Here is a 22,917-nt window from a genome sequence, read left to right on the forward strand (position 1 = left end):
GAACCGTGGGTAACAAGGCGGATAGGACGGACTCCATGCTCACCGACGTGCTGGTTGGCGATGAAGGCAGAACAATCGAACTTGGTTGGACAGACGGCAAGCGTACCCGCTTCCACGCCGTCTGGCTGCGCGACAACGCGCTTGACGACAAGACGCGCAGCGCCGGCAATGGCCAGCGCCTGATCACCATCCTCGACATTCCGGCTAAAACGAGAATTGGCGCTGCCGCCATCAAGGCCGGAGCGCTGGAGATCAGCTTCGAACCGGAGGGAAAAACGGTCAGCTTTCCCGCCCAATGGCTGCGTGCGAACGCCTATGATCGCGATGAGACACGCCAGCCCGGTTGGACAGGCGATGTCATCCAGCGCTGGACCAGGGCGACGATGCAGAACGCGGTGCCGCGCGCCAGCTATCCGGCGGCCTTGCATGGCCGCGGTGTCCTGCGCGAATGGCTTTCGGCGGTGAGGACTTATGGTTTTGCGGTGATGGACGGGCTGCCGGCCGAATCCGGGGCGCTGTGCAAGGTGTCCGACCTGTTCGGCTATATCAGGGAGACCAATTACGGGCGCTGGTTCGAAGTGCGCGCCGAGGTCAACCCGAACAATCTCGCCTACACCAATCTCGGCCTGCAGGCGCATACCGACAATCCCTATCGCGATCCGGTGCCGACGCTGCAGATCCTGTCCTGCATCGAGAACACGGTGGAGGGCGGTGAATCCAGCGTCGTCGACGGCTTTGCCGTCGCGGCCGCTCTTCAAACGGAAAATCCCGAAGGTTTTCGGCTGTTGAGTTCCCATGCGGCGCGGTTCGAATATGCGGGGTCGTCCGGCGTGCGGCTGCAGGCGAAGCGCCCGATGATCGAGCTTGGACCCGACGGCGAACTGATCTGCATCCGCTTCAACAACCGTTCGCTGGCGCCGACCGTCGACGTGCCGTTCGCCGAGATGGGTGCTTATTATGCCGCCTACCGCCGCTTCGCCGAGCTGATCGAGGATCCATCCTTCGAAGTCACCTTCAAGCTCGAGCCCGGCCAGGCCTTCATCGTCGACAACACCCGCGTCATGCATGCCCGCAAGGCGTTTTCCGGCACCGGCAAGCGCTGGCTGCAGGGATGCTACGCCGACAAGGACGGCCTGTTGTCGACGCTCGCGGCGATCGAACACGGCTTCAAGGAGGCCGCGGAATGATCGGCCAGGATCTGAACGCGGACACCATCGTCGAATTCATCGCCGACATTTTTGAGCGCCGGGGCGCCGAATCCTATCTCGGCGAGCCGGTGACGATGTCCGAGCATATGCTGCAAGGGGCTTGGCTGGCGGAACAGGATGGAGCCCCAGACGTGCTGGTGGCCGCCGCGCTGCTGCACGACATCGGCCATTACACCAGCGAGTTCGGCACCTATTCGCCTGACGATGTCGAGGACAAGCACCATGACGAGGCCGGCGGCGAAGTGCTGGCGCCGTTCTTCCCGCCTGTTATCGTCGAGTGCGTCCGGCTGCACGTTGCCGCCAAGCGCTATCTCTGCGCCACCGACTCGACCTATTTCTCCAGGCTGTCGCCGGCTTCGGTTCATACCTTGTCGCTGCAGGGTGGACCGATGAGTGCCGACGAGGTGGCTGCGTTCCGCGAGAACCCGTTCCATGAGGAAGCGGTGCGGGTTCGCATCTGGGACGAGGGCGGCAAGGTCGCCAATATGCGGACGCGGGCGTTTCGCGACTATGTGCCGTTGCTGCAGCGCGTCGTGCACGACTTCGCCAATCGGCCCTGACGAGACCAATGATCAGGAGGAGACAGCCATGTGCTTCTGCTTCGACGGCGAAAGCGCGGTGGCGGCATACCGGCCCTGCCGCGAGCGTTTGGCTGACGAGGGCGTTTTCACGCCATCGCCGACCAGCCCCAGCGGCGAACTCGCCGCTGCCGCCTTGTTCGACGTCGCCGACGCGGGACAGGTTCACCGTGTCGATGCGGGAGAAGCGACCTATCCCTTGTGATGGACCTGCTGCAATCCATAGACAGGTGTTGGCAAGCCAACCTGCCGGGCTTTGAGCTGCAGCGCCAGATATTGCGAATAGTGGCGTGACTGATGGAGGTTGCCGCCATGGAACCACAGCGCCTCCTGCTGGGTCGGCTTCCACATGTTGCGCTGCTCGCCTTCCCAGGGGCCGGGATCCTTGGCGGTGTTGGAGCCAAGGCCCCAGACCTTGCCGACCTTGTCGGCCACCTCCTGCGAGATGAGGTCCGCCGCCCATCCGTTCATCGAGCCGTAGCCTGTGGCGTAGATCACGAGATCGGCCGGCAATTCGGTGCCATCGGCGAATTTGACGCCGGTTTGCGTCAATTCCCGCACCGCCGCACCTGGTCCGCTCTTGAGCTTGATCGAGCCGTCTATGACCAGGTCGCAGGCGCCGACATCGATGTAGTAACCCGAACCCCGGCGCAGATATTTCATGAACAGGCCTGAGCCGTCATCGCCCCAGTCGAGCAGGAAGCCGGCCTTTTCCAGGTCCGCGTAGAACTTCGCGTCGCGTTCCTTCATCTGCTGGTAAAGCGGGATCTGGAACTCGTGCAGGATGCGATAGGGCAGGGAGGCGAAGATCAGGTCGGCCTTGCGCGTCGTCATGCCGTTCTCCACCGCCTGCTCGGAATAGAGTGCGCTGAGCCCGATATCCATCAACGTGTCGGACTTGACGATATGGGTGGAGGAGCGCTGCACCATGGTGACGTCCGCGCCACCCTCCCAGAGAGCCGCGCAGATGTCGTGGGCGGAGTTGTTGGAGCCGATGACCACGACCTTCTTGCCGCGATATTTGTCGGGGCCGGGATGGGTCGAGGAATGCTGCTGCTCGCCCTTGAAGATGTCCTGGCCCTTGTATTTCGGCCAGTTCGCCTTGCCGGACATGCCGGTGGCCAGCACCAACTGCTTGGGCTTGAGGACGATCTCTTCGCCGTCGCGTTCGACCACGACGGTCCATTCCTTGGTCTTGTCGTCGTATTTCGCGGATTTAGCCGAGGTGGAGGACCAGTAGTTCAGCTCCATCACCTTCGTGTACATCTCCAGCCAGTCGCCGATCTTGTCCTTCGGGGCGAAGACCGGCCAGTTCTTGGGGAAGTCGATATAGGGCAGATGGTCGTACCAGACCGGATCGTGCAGGCAGAGCGACTTGTAGCGCTTGCGCCAGGAATCGCCGGGACGCTCGTTCTTCTCAATGATAATGGCCGATACGCCGAGCTGGCGCAGGCGCGCGCCGAGCGCAATGCCGCCCTGGCCACCGCCGATGATCACGACATAAGGCTGTTTGCCGCGGCCGAGTTCGGCGATCTCGTCATCACGCTCCTCGCGCCAGGATTTCCTGTCCTTGCCGTGACCGTGCTTGGCGCCGAGCGGCCGATTGAAACCGGCCTTCTCCTCATGGCCCTTGAGTTCGGCCATGGTGGTGAGCAAGGTCCAGATCAGGTCGCCCTTGAACCGCACCAGGCCGAAGCCGCGCGCCACCTCGGTCTCGAAGGTGATCCAGGCGGTGGTGACGCCGTCCGCCTCGGTTGCCTCCTCGCCTTCGGCCACCTTCCAGTCGCTCGGCCGGGTTCCAGCCAGCGTCGCTTTCAGCATGTCGCGGACCTGCTCCTGGCCCTCCATCGTCCGGAGATTCCAGGTGAAGGTGACGAGGTCGCGCCAGTAGCAATCCGCCTGGAAACAGTTGACCGCCGCGTCGATGTCGCCGGTCTCCAGCGCCTTGCCAAGCTTGTCGAGCAGGGCCTGCGCCTTCGTGGTGGGTGTTCTCTCGAGCATGGTTTCTCCTCCGGTTGTCGGTTTCCAAGAACGCCTGTTCAGGCTTCCACTGGAACAGCAAGCGGCCGGCCAGGACCTCCCTGCCTGGGGATGGGACTCCCATTCGCCGGCAACGCGTCTCCTCCCAGGCACGTCGTCAGCCCGGCATAGTGGTGCGTCGATGGGATGGGCTCAACTGTACTATGGTAGCGCGCGGCGGAGCCGATCTCACGGCTGAGTGAATTCGTGCGGTACCCCATTGACGACCCCGCGACTTCGCCTTTATGGTCCGCCACCATGAAAACGGCACTCATTCTCGTAGGAAGGCGCGTGGGCAAGGTGGTGTAACCGCCGGGCGAAAACCCCCCATGCGCAGACACAGGCTCCCTCGGGGGCCTTTTTTATTGCCTGAAACACGACTAAACGACCAGCAACGCCCAATGGCGGACAGTACGGGACCAGACCGATGAGCAATGGACAGAACGAGCGGCGCGAGATGGCAGGTAGGGAAATGACCGGCGCCGAAATGGTGGTGCAGGCGCTGAAGGACAATGGCGTCAAGCATGTCTTCGGTTATCCCGGCGGCGCCGTTCTCCCGATCTATGACGAGATCTTCCAGCAGGACGAGGTCGAGCACATCCTCGTGCGGCACGAACAGGGCGCCGGCCATGCGGCAGAGGGGTATGCGCGGTCGACCGGCAAGGCCGGAGTCATGCTGGTGACATCGGGTCCCGGCGCCACCAATGCGGTGACGCCGCTGCAGGATGCGCTGATGGATTCGATCCCGCTGGTCTGCCTGACCGGTCAGGTGCCGACCTCGCTCATCGGCTCCGATGCGTTCCAGGAATGCGACACGGTCGGCATTACGCGGCCCTGCACCAAGCACAACTGGCTGGTGAAGGACGTCAACGAACTCGCCGCGACCATCCACGAGGCCTTCCATGTCGCGACGACCGGCCGTCCCGGTCCGGTCGTGGTCGACATCCCGAAGGACGTGCAGTTCGCCAAGGGCTTTTATGTGCCGCCGCAGATCGCGCCGCGCACCAGCTACCAGCCCAAGGTCCAGGGCGACCTGGAGAAGATCAAGGCGGCGGTCGAACTGATGGCCGGCGCCAGGAAACCGGTGATCTATTCTGGCGGCGGTGTCATCAATTCCGGCCCGGAAGCGAGCCATCTCTTACGCGAACTGGTCGACCTCACCGGTTTCCCGATCACCTCGACGCTGATGGGGCTCGGCGCCTACCCGGCGTCGGGCAAGAACTGGCTCGGCATGCTCGGCATGCACGGCACCTACGAAGCCAACATGGCCATGCATGACTGCGACGTCATGCTCTGCATCGGCGCGCGCTTCGACGACCGTATCACCGGCAGGCTGAATGCGTTCTCGCCGAACTCGCGCAAGATCCACATCGATATCGATCCGTCCTCGATCAACAAGAACGTCCACACCGAAGTGCCCATCATCGGCGATGTCGGGCGCGTGCTGGAAGACATGGTGCGGCTGTGGCGGGCAACCGCCAAGGCCGACAAGGAGGCGCTCTACCCCTGGTGGGAGCAGATCGCCAAATGGCGCGGGCGCGATTCACTCGCCTTCAAGATGAACAACGACGTGATCATGCCGCAATACGCCATCCAGCGGCTGTACGAGCTGACCAAGGACATGGACACTTACATCACCACCGAGGTCGGCCAACACCAGATGTGGGCGGCGCAGCATTATCATTTCGAGAAGCCGAACCGCTGGATGACCTCGGGCGGGCTGGGCACGATGGGCTACGGCCTGCCTGCCGCGCTCGGCGTGCAGATCGCGCATCCCGATGCGCTGGTCGTGGACATTGCCGGCGATGCTTCGGTGCAGATGACCATGCAGGAGATGAGTGCGGCCGTGCAGCACGACGCGCCGATCAAGATCTTCATCCTCAATAACCAGTATATGGGCATGGTGCGCCAGTGGCAGCAGCTGCTGCACGGCAACCGGTTGTCGCATTCCTACACCGAAGCGATGCCCGATTTCGTCAAGCTGGCCGAGGCCTATGGCGGCCATGGCATTCGCTGCGACAAGCCAGACGAACTGGACGACGCGATCAAGGAGATGATCTCGGTCAGGAAACCGGTGCTGTTCGACTGCCGCGTGGCGACGCTCGCCAACTGCTTCCCGATGATCCCGTCTGGCAAGGCGCATAACGAGATGCTGTTGCCGGACGAGGCCACCGACGAGGTAGTGGCCAATGCAATCGACGCCAAGGGCAGGGAACTGGTGTAGACGACGGACCGGGGCAGGGCTTGTCAAGATAAGCCGTGCGGAAAACAGATAGTTAGATCAAGAATTTGAGATTCATGTCATGAACGCACAGCACCTTCAACCCACCGGTTCCGCCTACTTCATCGCCAAGGAAACGGAACGGCCGGAAAACCACACGCTTTCCGTGCTGGTCGATAACGAACCGGGCGTGCTTGCCCGGGTCATCGGCCTGTTTTCCGGCCGTGGCTACAACATCGAGAGCCTGACCGTCTCGGAAACCGAGCATGAAAAACACCTGTCGCGCATCACCATCGTGACGCGCGGCACGCCGCATGTGCTGGAGCAGATCAAGCATCAGCTCGAGCGCATCGTGCCGGTGCATCGCGTGGTCGATCTCACCGTGCGTTCGCACGAGTTCGGACAGGAGCGGCCGCTGGAACGGGAACTGGCGCTGGTCAAGGTTGCCGGCACCGGCGAGGCCCGGGTCGAGGCGCTCAGGCTCGCCGACGCGTTCCGCGCCAGCGTCATCGACGCCAACACCGAGCATTTCATCTTCGAGATCACCGGCAAGGGCTCCAAGCTGGACCAGTTCATCGCCATCATGAAGCCGCTCGGCCTGGTCGAGATCTGCCGCACCGGCGTGGCAGCCATGAACCGCGGCCCGCAGGGGATGTAGCAGTCATACGGAATTAAAGTTCAGCAATCACGGTCGGGCGAGGCGATCCGAAAAGCGAACTGAGACTTGGTGGCGCGTGACCCCACGACAAGAAGATCTGGTGATACATGTGATGATGTACGCACTGATCGCATACTCGATCTGGGTGCTTGCCCACGGCTGGGTGACGATGACAGTCCCAGCCTTACGAGGCAATGAATGGGTTGTCGGACAATCCAACCAGATTCTGGGACCTGATCTTCTTCCACGCGGGGTCCATTGTCATCTTCAGTTGGCTTCTCTGGGCTCTGAAGTATCGCCGTCGGAACTGACGCGCCGCTGGCCGTACAGGCGGATCACTGCGGCGCGCATTGGACCACTCGAATGACGTTGCGTCCGGCGCCCGGTCGATTTAAGTCAGTATTGCTGACCTTTGGAGCCGTCATGACCCTCGACGCCTTCCTTGCCCTGCTGCTCTACGCCCTGGTGACCTCGGTCACGCCGGGCCCGAACAACTTTATGCTGCTGGCGTCGGGCGTGAATTTCGGCATCGTGCGGACTATCCCGCATATGCTCGGCATCAGCATCGGATTTCTCGTCCTTTTGCTTGCCGTCGGCTTCGGGCTTGGGGCGGTGCTGACCGCGTTCCCCGCGCTGCACACCGGGCTTAAGATCGCCGGCGCCGTCTATCTGCTCTATCTCGCCTGGAAGATTGCCATGTCGCGCTCGCTCAGCGGCAAGGGCGAGACGGATGCGCGGCCGATGCGATTCATCGATGCCGCGGCCTTCCAGTGGGTCAACCCCAAGGCTTGGGTGATGGCAATCACCGCGATGGCCGTCTATACCAATCCCGAACGGCCATTCTTGTCCGTCATTCTGATCGGCGTGGCCTTCACCGTGGTCAATCTTCCCAGCGTCTCGGTCTGGGCCGGATTCGGCACGGCACTACGCGGCTTCCTGTCCGACCCGGTGCGGTTGAAATGGTTCAACATCGGCATGGGCGTGCTGCTGGCGGCGACGCTTTGGCCGATGCTGCGCTAGATAAGGCTGCCCTCTCGGAGGCCATATTTCGGAGCCCATCCGGCTTCCGGCTTTGAGGATAGCCGGCTGCACAGCTATTGTGCAGTGCACATTAAATCTTCGTAATGCCGTGTTTTGGCCCTTTTCCGACAAACCCGCGTCCTATCTATTCGGCGAAATCGCGGCAGTGAGCCGGGAATTGCGCTAGAATACGACCACCTGGCTATGGCGTGTCGGACGGAGAGGTCTTTTGTCGATGCGTGGAAAAGTCATGCTTTCATTGCTGGCGGTCGCCTGTGTCGGCGCGGCCTGGCTCTATCTGTCGCCGGACGCACTGAACAAGGCTCAGCAGATCCTCGGCGCAAAGCAGGTCGCCGCGACCGACAAGCCAGCGACAGACAAGCCAGCGGCGGGGGACAAGGCGGCGGGTGGCGGCAACGGTGCCCGTTCGGCCTCGATCGTTTCGGCGACGGCGACGACCGCGGATTTCCCGATCCGCCGCTATGCCATCGGGTTCGTCTCCTCTCCGGCCGTAGTCAACATCAACGCGCGCGTCTCCAGCCAGATCGTGTCGATCGACGTCAAGGACGGGCAGATGGTGAAGGCGGGCGACCTCCTGTTCTCGCTCGACGACCGGGCGCTGAAGGCGCAACTCGCCAAGGACCAGGCAGCGCTTGCCAAGGACCAGGCGCTGCTCGCCAGCTCGAACTCCGACCTTCAGCGCGCCAAGGACCTTGTCGCCAAGCAGGCCGGTACGCAGCAGACCTACGACCAGGCCGTTGCCGCGCAGAAGGCGGCGGCGGCGACCGTCGATGCCGACAAGGCGACGATCGACGCCGACAATGTCCAGCTTGGCTTTGCCACCATCACCGCGCCGATCGCCGGCAGGCTGGGTGCCGTGAATGTCGCCGTCGGCGACCTCGTCACCGTCAGCAACGGCAACAGCAGCACGGCGACGCCACTGGTGACCATCACCCAGATGGACCCGCTGCAGGTCAACTTCAATCTGCCGGAAAGCAACCTTGCGCTGCTTCACAAGGCGCTTGCCAATCCGCAGCAGAACGCGGTGACGTTGATCCAGAACGGCGACCCGACGCCGATCGGCAAGGGCACGCTCGATTTCGTCGATTCCAGCGTCGACACCGCGTCGGGCACGATCGCGACGCGGGCAAGTATTCCGAATGCCGATCTTTCCCTTTGGCCGGGCCAGTATGTGAATGTCGTGCTCGACGCCGGCATCATGCCGCGGATGACCTCGGTTCCGACCGTGGCGGTGCAGCCCAGCCAGAAGGGGCCGTTCGTGTACGTGGTCAAGCCGGACAGCACTGTCGAGATGCGGCCGGTGCAGGTGGCGCTGACCGAAGGCGCAAACAGCGCCATCAGCCAGGGGCTGAAAAGCGGCGAGAAGGTCGTCACCGAGGGCCAGACAAGGCTGAAGAACGGCGCCGCGGTGCATGAAGGCAAGGCGGCCGCGCCGAAGGTGGCCGAGGCGACCAACGCCGGCGAGGCGGCCCAATGATCTCCGAATTCTGTATCCGCAGGCCGGTCGCCACCCTTCTGATGTCGTTCGCCCTCGTGCTGGGCGGACTGTTCGCCTACAAATTCCTGCCGGTGGCGGCACTGCCGAGCGCCGAATTCCCGGTCGTCAACGTCTCGGCCTCGCTGCCCGGCGCTTCGCCGGAAACCATGGCCACATCGGTGGCGACGCCGCTGATCAAGCAGTTCGCGACCATCGCCGGCATCGATTCCATTTCGACCACCAACTCGCTCGGCCAGACCTCGATCGCCATCCAGTTCGTGCTCAACCGCAACATCGACGCGGCCGCCGCCGACGTCCAGGCGGCGATCGCGCGCACGCAGAAATCGCTACCGCCGCAGATGACCTCGCCGCCGAGCTACCGCAAGGTCAATCCGGCCGATGCGCCGATCCTCTTGATGTCGCTGGTCAGCGACACGGTGCCGCTGACCGACCTCGATGCCTTCGCCGAAAACGTCATCTCGCCGTCGCTGTCGACCATCGACGGCGTCGCGCAGGTCTCGATCTTCGGCCAGCAGAAATACGCGGTGCGCATCCAGATCGATCCGACCGCGCTTGCCGCGCGCGGCATCTCGATCGATCAGCTGCAGGCGGCGGTCGCGTCCGCCAACAGCAACACGCCGCTCGGCGTGCTGCAGAACAACAAGCAGCAGCTCACCATCACCGCCAACACGCAGCTTACCGACGCGGCCGGTTTCTCAAACCTCATCATCGCTACCAAGAACGGCCACCCGGTGCGGCTGGGCGAGGTGACCCGTGTCGTCGATTCAGTGCAGACCACCACGACCGCAAGCTGGTATGACGGTACCCGCGCGATCATCATGGCGGTGCAGCGCCAGCCGGACGCCAACACGGTCGACGTCGTCGACAAGGTCAAGGCGATGCTGCCGTCCTTCCAGGACCAGATGCCGGCCGCAGCCCAGATCAAGCTGCTCAACGACCGCTCGAGCTCGATCCGCCAGGCGGTCGACGACGTGCAGTTCACGCTGCTTTTGACCATCGCGCTGGTGGTGATGGTGATCTTCGTGTTCCTGCGTCGCGTCACGGCGACCATCATCCCGGCCGTGGCGGTGCCGATCTCGCTGATCGCCACGCTCGGCGCGATGTTCCTGTTCGGCTTTTCCATCGACAACATATCGCTGATGGGCCTGACGCTCGCCGTCGGCCTTGTCGTCGACGATGCCATCGTGATGCTCGAAAACATCTTCCGCCATATGGAAGAGGATGGGCTGTCGGCCTTCGACGCGTCGCTGAAGGGCGCGCGCGAAATCGGTTTCACCATCATCTCGATCTCGATCTCCCTGGTGGCGGTGTTCATCCCGGTGCTTCTGATGGGCGGCGTGATCGGGCGCATCTTCAACGAGTTCGCCGTCGTGGTGACCGTCGCCATCCTGGCCTCCATGTTCGTGTCGCTGACGCTGACGCCGATGCTGTGCTCGCGGCTGCTGTCGGTGACCAAGGCCGACCGCGAGGCACATGGTGCTGGCCACAAGCGCGATTTCCTCACGCGCGGCTACGATCGGATTCTGAGCTTCTGCCTGCGGCACACCTTCCTGGTGTTCCTCGTCTTCGTCGGCACCGCGGCAGCCTCGGTGTGGCTGATCGAGGTTTCGCCGAAGGGTTTCTTCCCGCAAGAAGATATCGGCCAGATTTCGGTGACCACCATCGCGCGCCAGGACATTTCGTTCGACGCCATGGCCAAGCTGCAAGGGCAGGTGGCCAGCGTGTTCTCGAAGTCGCCCTATGTCGACCATGTGGCGTGGTCGGCGGGCAGCGGTAACAATGCGCTGAACCAGGGACAGCTCTTCGTCCAGCTCAAGGGCAAGGACCAGCGTCCCGATATCGAGACGGTGCTTTCGGATCTGCGCAAGCAACTGGCCGGCGTGGCGGGCATCGAGACCTACATGCAGCCGGTGCAGAATCTGCGGCTCGGTTCACGCTCGTCGGCCAGTGCCTACCAGCTTGTGGTTCAGGGCCTCGATACCGGCCTGACGGATCAGTGGGCGCAGAAACTGAATGACGCGATGGCGGCCGACCACACGACCTTCACCGACGTCACCAGCGACCTGCAGAACAACGCCTTGCAGGCGACGCTGGTGGTGGACCGCGACAAGGCCGCCCAACTCGGCATCGACACCGACACGCTGCGCTCGGCGCTTTATGGCGGGTTCGGCACCGACCAGGTTTCAACGATCTTCGGCTCGGCCGACAGTTACGAAGTCATCACCGAACTCGATCCCAAGATCGAATGGTCGCCGGAGCGGATGCTCGCCATCCAGATGCGGACGGCGAGCGGCAGCCTGGTGCCGCTCGGCGCCTTCGCCCGGGTCGACCGCACGGCCGGAGCCCTGACGGTCAACCAGCTCGGCCAGCTTCCGGCGGTGACGATCTCCTACAACCTGCCGCAGGGCGTGGCGCTGGGCGACAGTGTGAAACGCATCGACGCGCTGAAAGAGCAGATCGGCATGCCGACGGCGATCTCGACGACCTTCGCCGGCACCGCCAAGACCTTCCAGGATTCGCTTGCCAACCAGGGCCTGCTGGTCGGCGGCGCCATCCTGACCATCTATATCGTGCTCGGCATTCTGTACGAGAGCTTCATCCACCCGCTCACCATCTTGACCGGCCTGCCGTCGGCTGTGCTCGGGGCGGTTGTCGCCTTGCGTTTCGCCGGCATGGATCTGTCCGTCATCGCGGTGATCGGCATCCTGATGCTGATCGGCATCGTCAAGAAGAACGGCATCATGATGGTCGACGTCGCACTCGAACTGCGACGAGAGGGCATGTCAGCCACCGATTCCATCCACAAAGCCTGCTTGATGCGGTTCAGGCCGATCATGATGACGACGCTGGCGGCACTGATGGGCACGTTCCCGATCGCGCTCGGCACCGGCGCCAGCGCGGAACTGCGCCAGCCGCTGGGCGTCGCCGTCGTCGGCGGCCTGCTCGCCTCGCAGGCGCTGACCCTGTTTGTGACACCGGTGATCTACGTCTACATGGAGAATTTCTCGGGCTGGCTGGTCAGGCTCATGCCGAAGCGCAAGGCCGAGTTGCACCTGGTCGAAGAGGGCGACCAGCCCTCGCTGTTCGGCACCAATGACGACATCCCCGGTGAGCCGCAGAAGACTGCCGCCGAGTAGCAGGCGGCACGCACCGAGTTCCGCTGGCCCAAGCCGTGATACTTGCGGCCGGCGGATCGGAACTTTAGTTTGCCGTCATGTCCCACGATCATGACCACGACAACGAACTCGATCCGTTTGCCGCGCGGGTGCGCGCGCTGGAAACCATCCTGACCCGCAAGGGGCTGATCGATCCGGCCGCGATCGACGTTATCGTCGATACCTACGAGACGAAGATCGGTCCGCGCAACGGCGCCCGGGTGGTGGCCAAGGCCTGGAGCGATCCCGCTTTTGCCGCGTGGCTGAAGCGCGACGCGACGGCGGCGATCGAATCGCTGAGCTATACCGGCCGGCAAGGCGAGCATATGCAGGCGGTGTTCAACACCGGGAATACCCATAACCTCGTCGTCTGCACATTGTGCTCGTGTTATCCGTGGTCGGTGCTTGGCCTGCCGCCGGTATGGTACAAGGCGCCGCCCTACAGGTCGCGCGCGGTGATCGATCCGCGCGGCGTGCTCGAGGAGTTCGGGCTGGTGCTGCCGGCGGGGACGAAGATACGCGTCTGGGATTCGACGGCGGAACTGCGCTATCTCGTGGTGCCGATGCGACCGGAGGGCACCGAAGGCTGGAGCGAGGAGCGGCTGTCCGAGCTGGTGAGCCGCGATGCCATGATTGGCACGGCTCTGGCGAGTCAACCGGCATGAACGGGCCGCAGGATCTCGGCGGACAGATGGGTTTCGGGCCGGTTGCGCCCGAACGAGACGAGCCGTATTTCCACGCCGAATGGGAGAGGCGGGCGCTCGGCGTGACGCTCTGCGCCGGCGGCATGGGTGCCTGGAACATCGACGAGAGCCGGCACGCACGGGAGTCCCTGCATCCGGCCGAATATTATGGCTCCAGCTACTATCAGATCTGGATCAAGGCGCTTGAGATCCTGCTCAAGCGGCATGGTTTTGTCAGCGAGCGCGACCTCGGGGCGGGCGAGGCGATCGATCCGGCGGCGAAGCCCAAAAGAGTGCTGAAGGCGGAAGACGTTCCCGCTGTGCTGGCCGACGGCGGTCCTTGCGATCGGCCGGTGGAGACAGCGCCGCGCTTCAAGGCCGGGGATTCGGTGCGGACGAAAAACTTCAACCCGACCGGCCATACCAGGCTGCCGCGCTATGCGCGCGACAAGCTGGGCACCATCGAGGCGGTGCGCGACGGCTTCGTCTTTCCCGACAGCAACGCGCATGGGCAGGGCGAGAATCCGCAATGGGTCTATACCGTGGTTTTCGATGGCACGGAAATCTGGGGCGAGGGCGCCGACCCGACACTGACCGTCTCGATCGACGCCTGGGAGAGCTATCTTGAGCCGGCCTGAAGAGCAGGAATCCGCCGCCAGTTTGCCCGCCGGCTTCGAGGCACCGGTGTTTGCCGAGCCATGGCAGGCCGAAGCCTTCGCCATGACTGTGGCGCTGCACGATAAGGGCCTGTTTTCGTGGAACGAATGGGCGGAAGCCCTGTCAGCCGAGGTGAAGAAGCCAGATGCCGCGGCGGACGGCCATGATTATTACGAACACTGGCTTGCAGCGCTGGAAGAGCTGCTCGCCTCCAAGGGGCTGGCCGCCAAGCCCGACGTCGATGCGATGGCACGGGCCTGGGAGCGCGCCGCGCACGCCACGCCACACGGCAAGCCGATCCTGCTGGAGAACGATCCGCACGCTGCCAACTGAATTTTCGTTCCCTTTACGTTCTTGCTTGCGGCTGATAGCCTGAACCGCAGGGAAGTTCGCCACCGGCGTGTCGATGATGGTGGCGGCGATCTTGTGTTTGCCTCGCGAATCCGGTCACACGATCAGATGGAATTTTCACCCCAACAAGATGAGGCGCTGCAAGCGGTCGCCCGCTGGCTGAAGACCGGCACGCCGCAGCTGTTCCGGCTGTTTGGCTATGCCGGCACCGGCAAGACGACGCTGGCGCGCTATTTCGCCGAACATGTCGACGGCCAGGTGCAGTTCGCAGCCTTCACCGGCAAGGCCGCCCAGGTGCTGCGCTCCAAGGGCGCGGTCAACGCCCGCACCATCCATTCGCTGATCTACCGGCCCAAGGGCGAGGAATCGGTGGCCGACGAGGTCACCGGCAAGACCTCGATGTCGCCGACCTTCTCCCTCAACCGGCAGAGCCCGATCTCGCGCGCCAAACTGGTCGTCATCGACGAGTGCTCGATGGTCGATGAGCAGCTTGGCCGCGACCTGATGAGTTTCGGCACGCCGATCCTGGTGCTGGGCGACCCCGGCCAGTTGCCGCCGATCTCGGGTGGCGGCTTCTTCACCGACCATGAGCCGGACTTCCTGCTGACCGAAATCCACCGGCAGGCGCGCGACAATCCGATCCTGCGGCTGGCGCTCGACGTGCGCGAGGGCCGCGAATTCATGCGTGGCGACTATGGCACCGCGAAGGTGATCGGCAAGGAAGACGTCAATCAGGAACTGGTGCTGAGGGCGGACCAGGTGCTGGTCGGCACCAACCGCACGCGGCGGCGCTACAACCAGCGCCTGCGCGAGCTCAAGGGCTTCAATGCCGATTATCCGCAAGCCGGCGACAAGCTGGTGTGCCTGCGCAACGATCCCGCCAAGGGCCTACTCAACGGCTCGCTGTGGAAGGTGATGACCTCGTCGCGCGAGACGGTCAAGCCCGGGATCAATCTTCTGGTTTCGCCCGAGGAGGACGATCCGGATCGCGGCGTTGCGAAAATCAAGTTGCTGAAGGCGGCGTTCGAGGATCCGGACGCCGAAATCCCTTGGCAGCAGAAGAAGCGCTTCGACGATTTCGACTATGGCTATGCGCTGACGGTGCACAAGGCGCAGGGCTCGCAGTGGAACGAGATCGTGCTGTTCGACGAGAGCTGGGCCTTCAAGGAAACGCGCCAGCGCTGGCTTTACACAGCCATCACCCGGGCCGCCGAACGCCTGACCATCGTCAGGTAGAAAGCTCGGCGGGTAGCCGGGAGAACCGTTTCATCCTCTTTCTGGAGCGGCGGTCGCCTCCTCACTCGTCGGCCGCGCGCCGAGCCATTCCCAGGCAGCGGCTTCGTCCTCGATCTTGAAATGCCTGAATTCGACGGGTGACGAAGCCGGCAAGGCGTGTCGTGCGTTCGGCGTCCAGTCAGGGGCGCCGATCGCCGCGCAACGGCCAATATGTTCCAATGCATGGACGGCACCCTTCTTGATGGTCTCGTCCGAGATGTCGGCCCAGTCGACGCCCTCATGATCGACTATGCGCACAGCCATGTCGATTTTCTGATGGAGCAAATAGGCCGCCTCCAGCAGGCCGAACAGGTTTTCGGCATCGGCGGCCGAGACATGGCCGACCACATCAATGGCAAAGAGGTCGTCGCGGCTGGTCTCGATGCGTCGGATCGCCGGCACGGATTGGAGGAAATTCAAGGTGGTGCCTCCCTTTCGTGGAGTATGTTGGTCTTCTGGAACACCGGAAAGGCCCTATCTGTTCCCGTCAAAGACGCTATAGATGCGCCGTCTCAAATGCGCCGTGCCGGAACGAAATGAGCGTGGCGCGCTTCGATCGCCTGTTCACGGACGCCAAACCATGCCCGCCAAGCTTTCCGTCAACCTCAATGCCATCGCCATGCTGCGCAACCGGCGCGACCTGCCGTGGCCCGATGTGATCGGTGTCGGACGCCTCGCCCTTGCCGCCGGAGCGCATGGGCTGACGGTGCATCCGCGCCCCGACGAACGTCACACAAGGCATTCCGACCTGCCCGAGATCAGGGCGCTGATCGATGACGAGTTCCCGCGCGCGGAATTCAACATCGAGGGCTACCCTAGCGAGGATTTCCTGGCGCTGGTGGAGAAGCATCAGCCCGAACAGGTGACGCTTGTGCCCGACGATCCCTCCCAGGCAACCTCCGATCATGGCTGGAACTTCGTCACCGATGCGACGTTGCTGACGCCGATCGTCAGACGCCTGAAGAAGGGCGGTTTCAGGGTTTCGCTGTTTTCCGATGCCGATCCCGCCGGCATGGCGGCCGCGCGCGACACGGGCGCCGATCGTATCGAACTCTATACCGGTCCTTATGGCAGCTACCATTCCGATTCGGGTAAGGCGGCCAAAGAATTGGAAAGATTGGGCAAAACCGCTGACGCGGCATTTGCCGCCGGTCTCCAGGTCAATGCCGGGCACGATCTGACGGTGGCCAATCTGCCCGCGCTGGCCAGGCGCATTCCGGCACTGGCCGAAGTGTCGATCGGACATGGGTTGACAGCCGACGCGTTGGAGTATGGCATGGCCGGAACGGTGGGCCGCTTCCTCAGGGCCTGCGGCTGGTAGGGGGTAGTGCTTCGTATTGGTATGGCAGCCATCGCGTGCATTTGATATCGTATCGCAGCATGCATAAAGCACCGCGCGCTTGTCGGAGAGTGGTCGATGGCCCTTGCCAATAGCGGGAGCGAAGCTGAAACCGTCGAGCAATCGAGCCATGCCGGGGTCGAGCAGCACAGCACCAAGGTTCTCATGCTTGGCGCACTCGGCGTCGTCTATGGCGACATAGGCACAAGTCCGATCTACGCCTTTCGCGAGGCGCTTCACGCTTCGCCCGGCATCGATACGCGCGTTCACGTGCTTGGCGTGCTGTCGCTGATCGTCTGGGCGCTGACGATCATCGTGACGGTCAAATACGTTGCCTTCGTGCTTCGTGCCGACAACAAGGGCGAAGGCGGCACGCTGTCACTGATGTCGTTGGCACGCAGCGCCTATCCCAAAGGCGCTCGACTGATTCTGGTGATCGGTCTTTGCGGCGCGGCGCTGTTTTTCGGCGATTCGATCATAACCCCGGCCATCTCGGTGCTGTCGGCGGTCGAAGGCCTCACCGTGGTGACCCCAACGCTGGACGCCTATGTCGTGCCGATCACGCTGGTCATCCTTGCCATCCTGTTCTCCGTGCAGCGCTTCGGCACGGGAAAGGTGGCGGCGGTGTTCGGGCCGGTGACGGCGCTGTGGTTCCTGGCCATCGGCGTTGCCGGCATCTATCACTTGATGGACGATCCATCGATCCTGCTTGCCATCAATCCCTATTACGCGGTCATTTATCTGGCCAGCACACCGACCGCCGCCTTTGTCACCGTCGGCGCCGTGTTCCTGGCGGTAACCGGGGCCGAGGCGCTTTATGTCGATCTCGGCCATTTCGGACGCAAGCCGATCGTGCTGGCATGGTTTTCCGTGGTTTTCCCCTGCCTGCTGCTCAACTATTTCGGGCAGGGCGCCTTTGTGCTCGCCAATGACGGAAAACCGACCAATCCGTTCTTCCAGATGCTGCCTGACTGGGCACTGATGCCGATGGTGGGACTTGCAACGGCCGCGACGGTCATTGCCAGCCAGGCGGTCATTTCAGGGGCTTTTTCGCTGACCCGCCAGGCGGTGCAGCTCAATCTTCTGCCGCGCATCGAGGTGCAGCATACGTCGGAAATGCAGTCCGGGCAGATCTACATGCCGCGCGTCAACCTGCTCATCGCAATGGGTGTGATGCTGCTGGTGGTCGGTTTCGGCAGTTCGAGTTCGCTGGCGTCCGCCTACGGCATCTCGGTGACCGGCGAAATGCTGATGACGACGATCCTGCTGTTCGTGGTGATGCGCAAGATGTGGAAATGGAAGCTGGCGCTCGCCCTGGCGCTGACCTTGCTGTTCGGCGTCATCGACAGCGGCTTCTTCCTGGCCAATGTCGTGAAGATCGTGGAAGGCGGCTGGGTCTCGATCACCGTTGCCTGCCTGATGGGACTGATCATGTGGACGTGGATACGCGGCACCCGCTATCTCTTCGACAAGACCCGCCGCAACGAAATCCCGCTCGATTTCCTCGCCGGCAATCTGTTGAAGAAGAAACCCCAACTGGTGTCCGGCACCGCGGTGTTCCTGACCAGCGATCCCTTGAGCGCGCCAACCGCGCTGATGCACAGCCTGAAGCACTACAAGGTCTTGCACGAGCAGAACGTCATCCTTTCGGTGGTGACCGCGCCGCAGCCCGTCGTGCCCGACAGCGAACGCGTCAAGATGGAGACGGTCAACGAGTTGTTCATGCGGGTGACGCTGACCTTCGGCTACATGGAACAGCCCAACATCCCGCGCGCGCTGGCGATCTGCCGCAAGCAGGGCTGGAAATTCGACATCATGACGACGTCCTTCTTCCTGTCGCGGCGGTCGCTGAAAGCCTCGCCCAATTCCGGCATGCCGGTGTGGCAGGACCGGCTGTTCATCGGCTTGGCGCGCTCGGCGGCCGACGCGACGGAGTATTTCCAGATACCCACAGGCCGCGTCGTTGAAATCGGCACGCAGGTCGCCATTTAACAGACACGTGCTCGCCGGCCTGCGGGTTTTGCCATGGTTCCGGACATGAGCCCCGCGGACGTCGCATTGACCGGCATTCGCTCGAAGTCGCCCACAAGAAGCCGCGCGCTGCCAACATGAGTGCCATAACGTTACGGCACTTGATATTGCAGTGCAGCAAGCGTAGAGCACCGCGCGTTTACCGGAGTGTCGTACATGGCCCTTGCCAGTGCTGGTAGTGAGGCAGAACCCGTCGACCAATCGAGCCATCCCGAAATCGAGCAGCACAGCACCAAGGTGTTGATGCTGGGTGCGCTCGGCGTGGTCTATGGCGATATCGGCACCAGCCCGATCTATGCGTTCCGCGAGGCGCTGGTCGCGTCGTCGGGCGGGCAAGTTGCCGACCGTGGCGACATTCTTGGCGTTTTGTCGCTGATCATCTGGTCGCTGACGATCATCGTCACCATCAAATACATCATGTTCGTGCTGCGGGCCGACAATCGCGGCGAGGGCGGAGTGCTGTCGCTGATGGCGCTGGCGCGCGGCAGTTTTCCGAAACGCTCGGCGCTGATGCTCGGCATCGGCATCGTCGGCGCCTCGCTGTTTTTCGGCGACGCCGTCATCACGCCGGCGATTTCGGTGCTGTCGGCGGTCGAGGGCATGAATGTCGTCACCCCCACCTTCCAGCCCTATGTCGTGCCATTGACGCTGGTCATCCTCGCCATGGTGTTCGCGGTTCAGCGTTTCGGCACCGGCGGCGTCGGTCTGGTCTTCGGCCCGGTGACCGCGATCTGGTTCCTGGCCATCGGCCTTTCCGGTCTCAAGCACATCATCGCCGATCCGGAGATCCTGTGGGCGGTCAGCCCGCACTATATTGTCGCCTTCCTGATCCATTCGCCCGATGTGGCTTTCGTCACCATCGGCGCCATCTTCCTTGCCGTCACCGGCGCGGAGGCGCTTTACGCCGATCTCGGCCATTTCGGCCGCAAACCCATCGTGCTCGCCTGGCTTTCGATCGTGTTCCCCTGCCTGCTGTTGAATTATGCCGGGCAGGGCGCCTTCGTGCTGGCGAAGAACGGCGTGGTCGGCCATCCGTTCTTCGAAATGAACGAGGGTTGGGCACTGATCCCGATGGTGGTGCTGGCGACGGCGGCGACCGTCATCGCCAGCCAGGCGGTCATTTCAGGGGCTTTTTCGCTGACCCGCCAGGCGGTGCAGCTCAACATGCTGCCCAGGCTCCAAATCCTGCACACGTCGGAAAAGCAGTCCGGCCAGATCTACATGCCGCGCGTCAACCTGCTGCTGGCGCTGGTGGTGATGATGCTGGTGGTCGGCTTCGGCGAGTCCAGCAAGCTGGCCTCCGCCTACGGCATCTCGGTGACCGGCAACATGCTGGTGACGACGGTGCTGCTTTATGTGGTTATGACCCGTATCTGGAAGTGGAAGCTGTCGGTGGCGGTCCCGCTGACCGTGCTGTTCGCTTTCATCGATATCGGCTTCTTCGCCTCCAACATCGTCAAGGTGTTCGAAGGCGGCTGGGCGTCGCTGGTGGTGGCCTTCACCATCGTGCTAGGCATGTGGACCTGGGTGCGTGGCAGCCGCTATCTCTTCGACAAGACCCGCCGCAACGAAATCCCGCTCGATTTCCTGGCCGGCAATCTGCTGAAGAAGAAGCCGCAGCTGGTGTCCGGCACCGCGGTGTTCCTGACCAGCGATCCCTTGAGCGCGCCGACCGCCCTGATGCACAGCCTCAAGCACTACAAGGTGCTGCACGAGCAGAACGTCATCCTTTCGGTGGTGACCGCGCCGCAGCCCGTCGTGCCCGACAGCGAGCGTGTCAAGATGGAGACGGTCAACGAGTTGTTCATGCGGGTCACGCTGACCTTCGGCTACATGGAACAGCCCAACATCCCGCGCGCGCTGGCGATCTGCCGCAAGCAGGGCTGGAAATTCGACATCATGACGACGTCCTTCTTCCTGTCGCGGCGGTCGCTGAAAGCCTCGCCCAATTCCGGCATGCCGGTGTGGCAGGACAGGCTGTTCATCGGCCTGGCGCGCACGGCGGCCGACGCGACCGAATATTTCCAGATCCCGACCGGGCGTGTGGTAGAAATCGGCACGCAGGTGGCGATCTGACGAGGTCGATCGCCTCGGCCTGACGGAGAGGTGGCCATGGGCGGCGAATTGGTGCTTGTCACCGGCGGATCGGGTTTCCTCGGCGCGCACTGTATTCTTGCCCTGTTGAAGGCGGGCTATCGCGTGCGCACGACGGTGCGCTCCGCCAGGCGTGAAGCCGACGTTATCGCCATGCTCGAGGCCGGCGGCGGCGAGCCGGGCGAAAGGCTTTCCTTTGCCATCGCCGACCTCATGAGCGATGCCGGCTGGCCCGACGCTGTCGCCGGCTGCGACTATGTCCTGCATGTCGCGTCACCATTTCCGCCCGGCGCGCCGAAGCATGAGGACGACCTAATCATCCCGGCTCGCGAAGGCGCGTTGCGCGTGCTCAGGGCGGCGCGAGACGCTGGCGTCAAACGCGTCGTGCTGACCTCGTCCTTCGCCGCCATCGGCTATGGCAAGATGCCGCCCGGCGGCCGGCCTTTCACCGAGGAGAGTTGGACCGATCCGACGGCCAAGGTCAGCGCCTATGTGAAATCGAAGACGCTCGCTGAGCGCGCGGCTTGGGATTTCATCGCCGCCGAGGGTGGCAAGCTGGAGTTGGCCGTCGTCAATCCGGTCGGCATTTTCGGACCGGTGCTCGGGTCCGACCATTCGACCTCCACCGAATTTGTTCAGCGCATGATGAACGTTGCGATGCCTGGGTTGCCGCGCCTGTCGTTCGGCGTGGTCGACGCGCGCGACGTGGCGGACCTGCATGTTCGCGCAATGACCAATCCCGCCGCCAGTGGCGAGCGCTTCCTGGCCGTCGCCGGCGATTTCATGACCGTGCGGGAGATCGCCCAGACGGTGAAAACGCGGCTCGGCGCGGCCGCCTCGCGGGTCACGACCCGGGAGCTTCCCGATTGGTTGGTGCGGGTGGTGGGGCTGTTCAACGCGGAAGCCGCGCAACTCGTGACGGAACTCGGCAAGGTCAAGAACGCCACCAACGCCAAGGCGGTGCGCATGCTCGGCTGGGCGCCGCGCTCGCGCGAGGACGCGCTGGCCGCCACCGCCGAAAGCCTGGTCCGGCTCGGGCTGGTCAAGACCCCGAAATAGCGCGGCGGGAGAAAGAACTTCCCGCCGCGCTGACATCAACCCGCCAGTGCGGCCTTGTTGGCCTCGAGGAACTGCTTCAGCGGTACCGATTTCCGACCGGAAAGTGTCTCGACCGAATCCGTTACCATGCCAAGGTCGCCGGCGCGCGTGGCGGCGTCGAAGGACACCAGGAGCCTGGCGATCGGCTCGGGAAGCCCGGCTGCCTTCATGCCTTCGGTCAGCGCTTCATCGGAGGTTTGGACGACCTGGATCGGCTTGCCTGTGACTTCGGTGACGAGCACGGCGACTTCGGCTGATGTGTAGGCCTCGGGGCCAGTCAGCGTGTAAGTCGTGCTTTCGGTGTTATCCGAAGCCAGCCCCGCGGCTATGGCCGCGGCGAGGTCGTCACGCGCGCCATAGGAAATCGCGCCGTCGGCCGCCGACGTATACCATTGGCCCGATGCGAGGATCTGCGGCATCGCCATGAACAGGTTCTCGTCGTACCAGCCGTTGCGGAAGATCGTGTAGGGAATGCCGCTGGCCTTGATCGCCTGTTCGGTGTCGTAGTGATCGGGGGCAAAGAGCACGGCGGAACCGGGTTCGGTGTTGGGCAACGAGGTGTAAAGCAGGTGGCCGACGCCAGCCTGCCTGGCCGCCGCGACGGCGGCAAGCTGCTGCTCGCGCCGCTTTCCCTGGATCGCCAGCTCGTTGGTCGAAATGATGAGCGCCCGGTCGGCGCCCGCGAAGGCTTGGGCAAGCGAGGCCCGATCGTCGAAATCCGCCTCGCGAACGGTGACGCCGCGCGCCGACAGGTCGGCAAGATTGGCGGGCGTGCGGGTCGTGGCGATGATCCGGGCCGCCGGCACCTCGAACGTGTCCAGCAGATGGTTGATGACGCTGCGGCCGAGCTGGCCGGACGCGCCGGTGACGAGAAGAGTTGCGGTCATGGGGGATCCTGACATTGCGCCGGAAGGGCGGTTCGGGTGGTAGTCTCAAAAAGAGACCAGCACTAAAATAGGAATTGACCCGGTGCCGTAAAGAAGGCAGTTTTTGGGGAGGTAGGCACACGCA

General features: G+C 63.3%; 19 protein-coding genes. 16 read left to right on the top strand and 3 right to left on the bottom strand.

The annotated features are described in order from the left end of the window. The first annotated feature begins 35 nt into the window (after positions 1-35). From FJ936_RS11985 to FJ936_RS11995, 3 genes are read left to right on the top strand one after another with little or no spacing between them, the layout of a single operon-like run. Positions 36-1,187, top strand: coding sequence for a gamma-butyrobetaine dioxygenase (locus tag FJ936_RS11985; RefSeq protein ID WP_140788774.1), 1,152 nt, complete (start codon positions 36-38; stop codon positions 1,185-1,187). Continuing rightward, entirely contained in the window at positions 1,184-1,768 is a 585-nt protein-coding gene (locus tag FJ936_RS11990) for an HD domain-containing protein (protein ID WP_140788772.1), read from the top strand. Before FJ936_RS11985 ends, FJ936_RS11990 begins: the two co-directional genes overlap by 4 nt. Before the next feature lie 28 nt (positions 1,769-1,796). Beyond that, positions 1,797-1,991, top strand: coding sequence for a hypothetical protein (locus FJ936_RS11995; RefSeq protein ID WP_140724120.1), 195 nt, complete (start codon positions 1,797-1,799; stop codon positions 1,989-1,991). On the opposite strand, the gene FJ936_RS12000 is transcribed toward FJ936_RS11995, so the two are convergent. Continuing rightward, positions 1,979-3,787, bottom strand: coding sequence for an NAD(P)/FAD-dependent oxidoreductase (locus tag FJ936_RS12000; protein WP_141906609.1), 1,809 nt, complete (start codon positions 3,785-3,787; stop codon positions 1,979-1,981). The genes FJ936_RS11995 and FJ936_RS12000 overlap by 13 nt on opposite strands. A gap of 445 nt (positions 3,788-4,232) precedes the next feature. Here FJ936_RS12000 and FJ936_RS12010 point away from each other — a divergent pair, with 445 nt between their 5' ends. The 9 genes from FJ936_RS12010 (at position 4,233) to FJ936_RS12050 (ending at position 15,305) form a co-directional block, all read left to right on the top strand. Further along, a complete protein-coding gene (locus tag FJ936_RS12010) occupies positions 4,233-6,029 on the top strand; it encodes an acetolactate synthase 3 large subunit (protein ID WP_141906610.1) in 1,797 nt (598 codons plus the stop codon). 79 nt (positions 6,030-6,108) lie between these two features. After that, entirely contained in the window at positions 6,109-6,684 is a 576-nt protein-coding gene (ilvN, locus tag FJ936_RS12015) for an acetolactate synthase small subunit (protein ID WP_013894763.1), read from the top strand. 423 nt (positions 6,685-7,107) lie between these two features. Further along, positions 7,108-7,704 carry a LysE family translocator gene (locus FJ936_RS12020; protein ID WP_140788766.1) on the top strand — a complete coding sequence of 199 codons (597 nt, stop codon included), beginning with the start codon at positions 7,108-7,110 and terminating at the stop codon, positions 7,702-7,704. 235 nt (positions 7,705-7,939) lie between these two features. Continuing rightward, a complete protein-coding gene (locus FJ936_RS12025) occupies positions 7,940-9,202 on the top strand; it encodes an efflux RND transporter periplasmic adaptor subunit (protein WP_140788764.1) in 1,263 nt (420 codons plus the stop codon). Beyond that, entirely contained in the window at positions 9,199-12,360 is a 3,162-nt protein-coding gene (locus FJ936_RS12030) for an efflux RND transporter permease subunit (RefSeq protein WP_141906611.1), read from the top strand. The genes FJ936_RS12025 and FJ936_RS12030 overlap by 4 nt, the downstream gene beginning before the upstream one ends. A 77-nt stretch (positions 12,361-12,437) precedes the next feature. Continuing rightward, positions 12,438-13,043, top strand: a complete 606-nt coding sequence (gene nthA, locus FJ936_RS12035) for a nitrile hydratase subunit alpha (RefSeq protein WP_140788760.1) — start codon at positions 12,438-12,440, stop codon at positions 13,041-13,043. Beyond that, positions 13,040-13,699, top strand: coding sequence for a nitrile hydratase subunit beta (gene nthB / locus FJ936_RS12040; RefSeq protein WP_140788758.1), 660 nt, complete (start codon positions 13,040-13,042; stop codon positions 13,697-13,699). The genes nthA and nthB overlap by 4 nt, the downstream gene beginning before the upstream one ends. Then, positions 13,686-14,051, top strand: a complete 366-nt coding sequence (locus tag FJ936_RS12045) for a nitrile hydratase accessory protein (RefSeq protein ID WP_181171144.1) — start codon at positions 13,686-13,688, stop codon at positions 14,049-14,051. Before nthB ends, FJ936_RS12045 begins: the two co-directional genes overlap by 14 nt. 126 nt (positions 14,052-14,177) lie before the next feature. Continuing rightward, on the top strand, positions 14,178-15,305 hold the full coding sequence (locus FJ936_RS12050; RefSeq protein ID WP_140714693.1) for an ATP-dependent RecD-like DNA helicase: 1,128 nt from the start codon (positions 14,178-14,180) through the stop codon (positions 15,303-15,305). 30 nt (positions 15,306-15,335) lie between these two features. Here FJ936_RS12050 and FJ936_RS12055 read toward each other — a convergent pair whose 3' ends face one another. Continuing rightward, positions 15,336-15,764: an STAS/SEC14 domain-containing protein gene (locus FJ936_RS12055; RefSeq protein WP_140714695.1), complete on the bottom strand. Its 429-nt coding sequence runs from the start codon at positions 15,762-15,764 to the stop codon at positions 15,336-15,338. Positions 15,765-15,924: 160 nt separating this feature from the next. Between FJ936_RS12055 and FJ936_RS12060 the strand changes: the two genes are divergently transcribed. The 4 genes from FJ936_RS12060 (at position 15,925) to FJ936_RS12080 (ending at position 21,867) form a co-directional block, all read left to right on the top strand. Further along, a complete protein-coding gene (locus tag FJ936_RS12060) occupies positions 15,925-16,665 on the top strand; it encodes a pyridoxine 5'-phosphate synthase (RefSeq protein ID WP_140788756.1) in 741 nt (246 codons plus the stop codon). Between the two features lie 96 nt (positions 16,666-16,761). Beyond that, the gene (locus tag FJ936_RS12070) at positions 16,762-18,675 is read left to right on the top strand and encodes a potassium transporter Kup (RefSeq protein WP_015317303.1); all 1,914 of its coding nucleotides are present in this window, start codon (positions 16,762-16,764) and stop codon (positions 18,673-18,675) included. A gap of 195 nt (positions 18,676-18,870) precedes the next feature. Next, positions 18,871-20,790, top strand: coding sequence for a potassium transporter Kup (locus FJ936_RS12075; RefSeq protein WP_140714697.1), 1,920 nt, complete (start codon positions 18,871-18,873; stop codon positions 20,788-20,790). A gap of 36 nt (positions 20,791-20,826) precedes the next feature. Further along, positions 20,827-21,867, top strand: a complete 1,041-nt coding sequence (locus FJ936_RS12080) for an aldehyde reductase (RefSeq protein WP_141906612.1) — start codon at positions 20,827-20,829, stop codon at positions 21,865-21,867. Positions 21,868-21,902: 35 nt separating this feature from the next. On the opposite strand, the gene FJ936_RS12085 is transcribed toward FJ936_RS12080, so the two are convergent. Further along, on the bottom strand, positions 21,903-22,793 hold the full coding sequence (locus tag FJ936_RS12085) for an SDR family oxidoreductase (RefSeq protein ID WP_140788752.1): 891 nt from the start codon (positions 22,791-22,793) through the stop codon (positions 21,903-21,905). Positions 22,794-22,917 lie beyond the last annotated feature (124 nt).

It is taken from the genome of Mesorhizobium sp. B2-4-13 (assembly GCF_006658535.1).
Taxonomy (GTDB): Bacteria; Pseudomonadota; Alphaproteobacteria; order Rhizobiales; family Rhizobiaceae; genus Mesorhizobium; species Mesorhizobium australicum.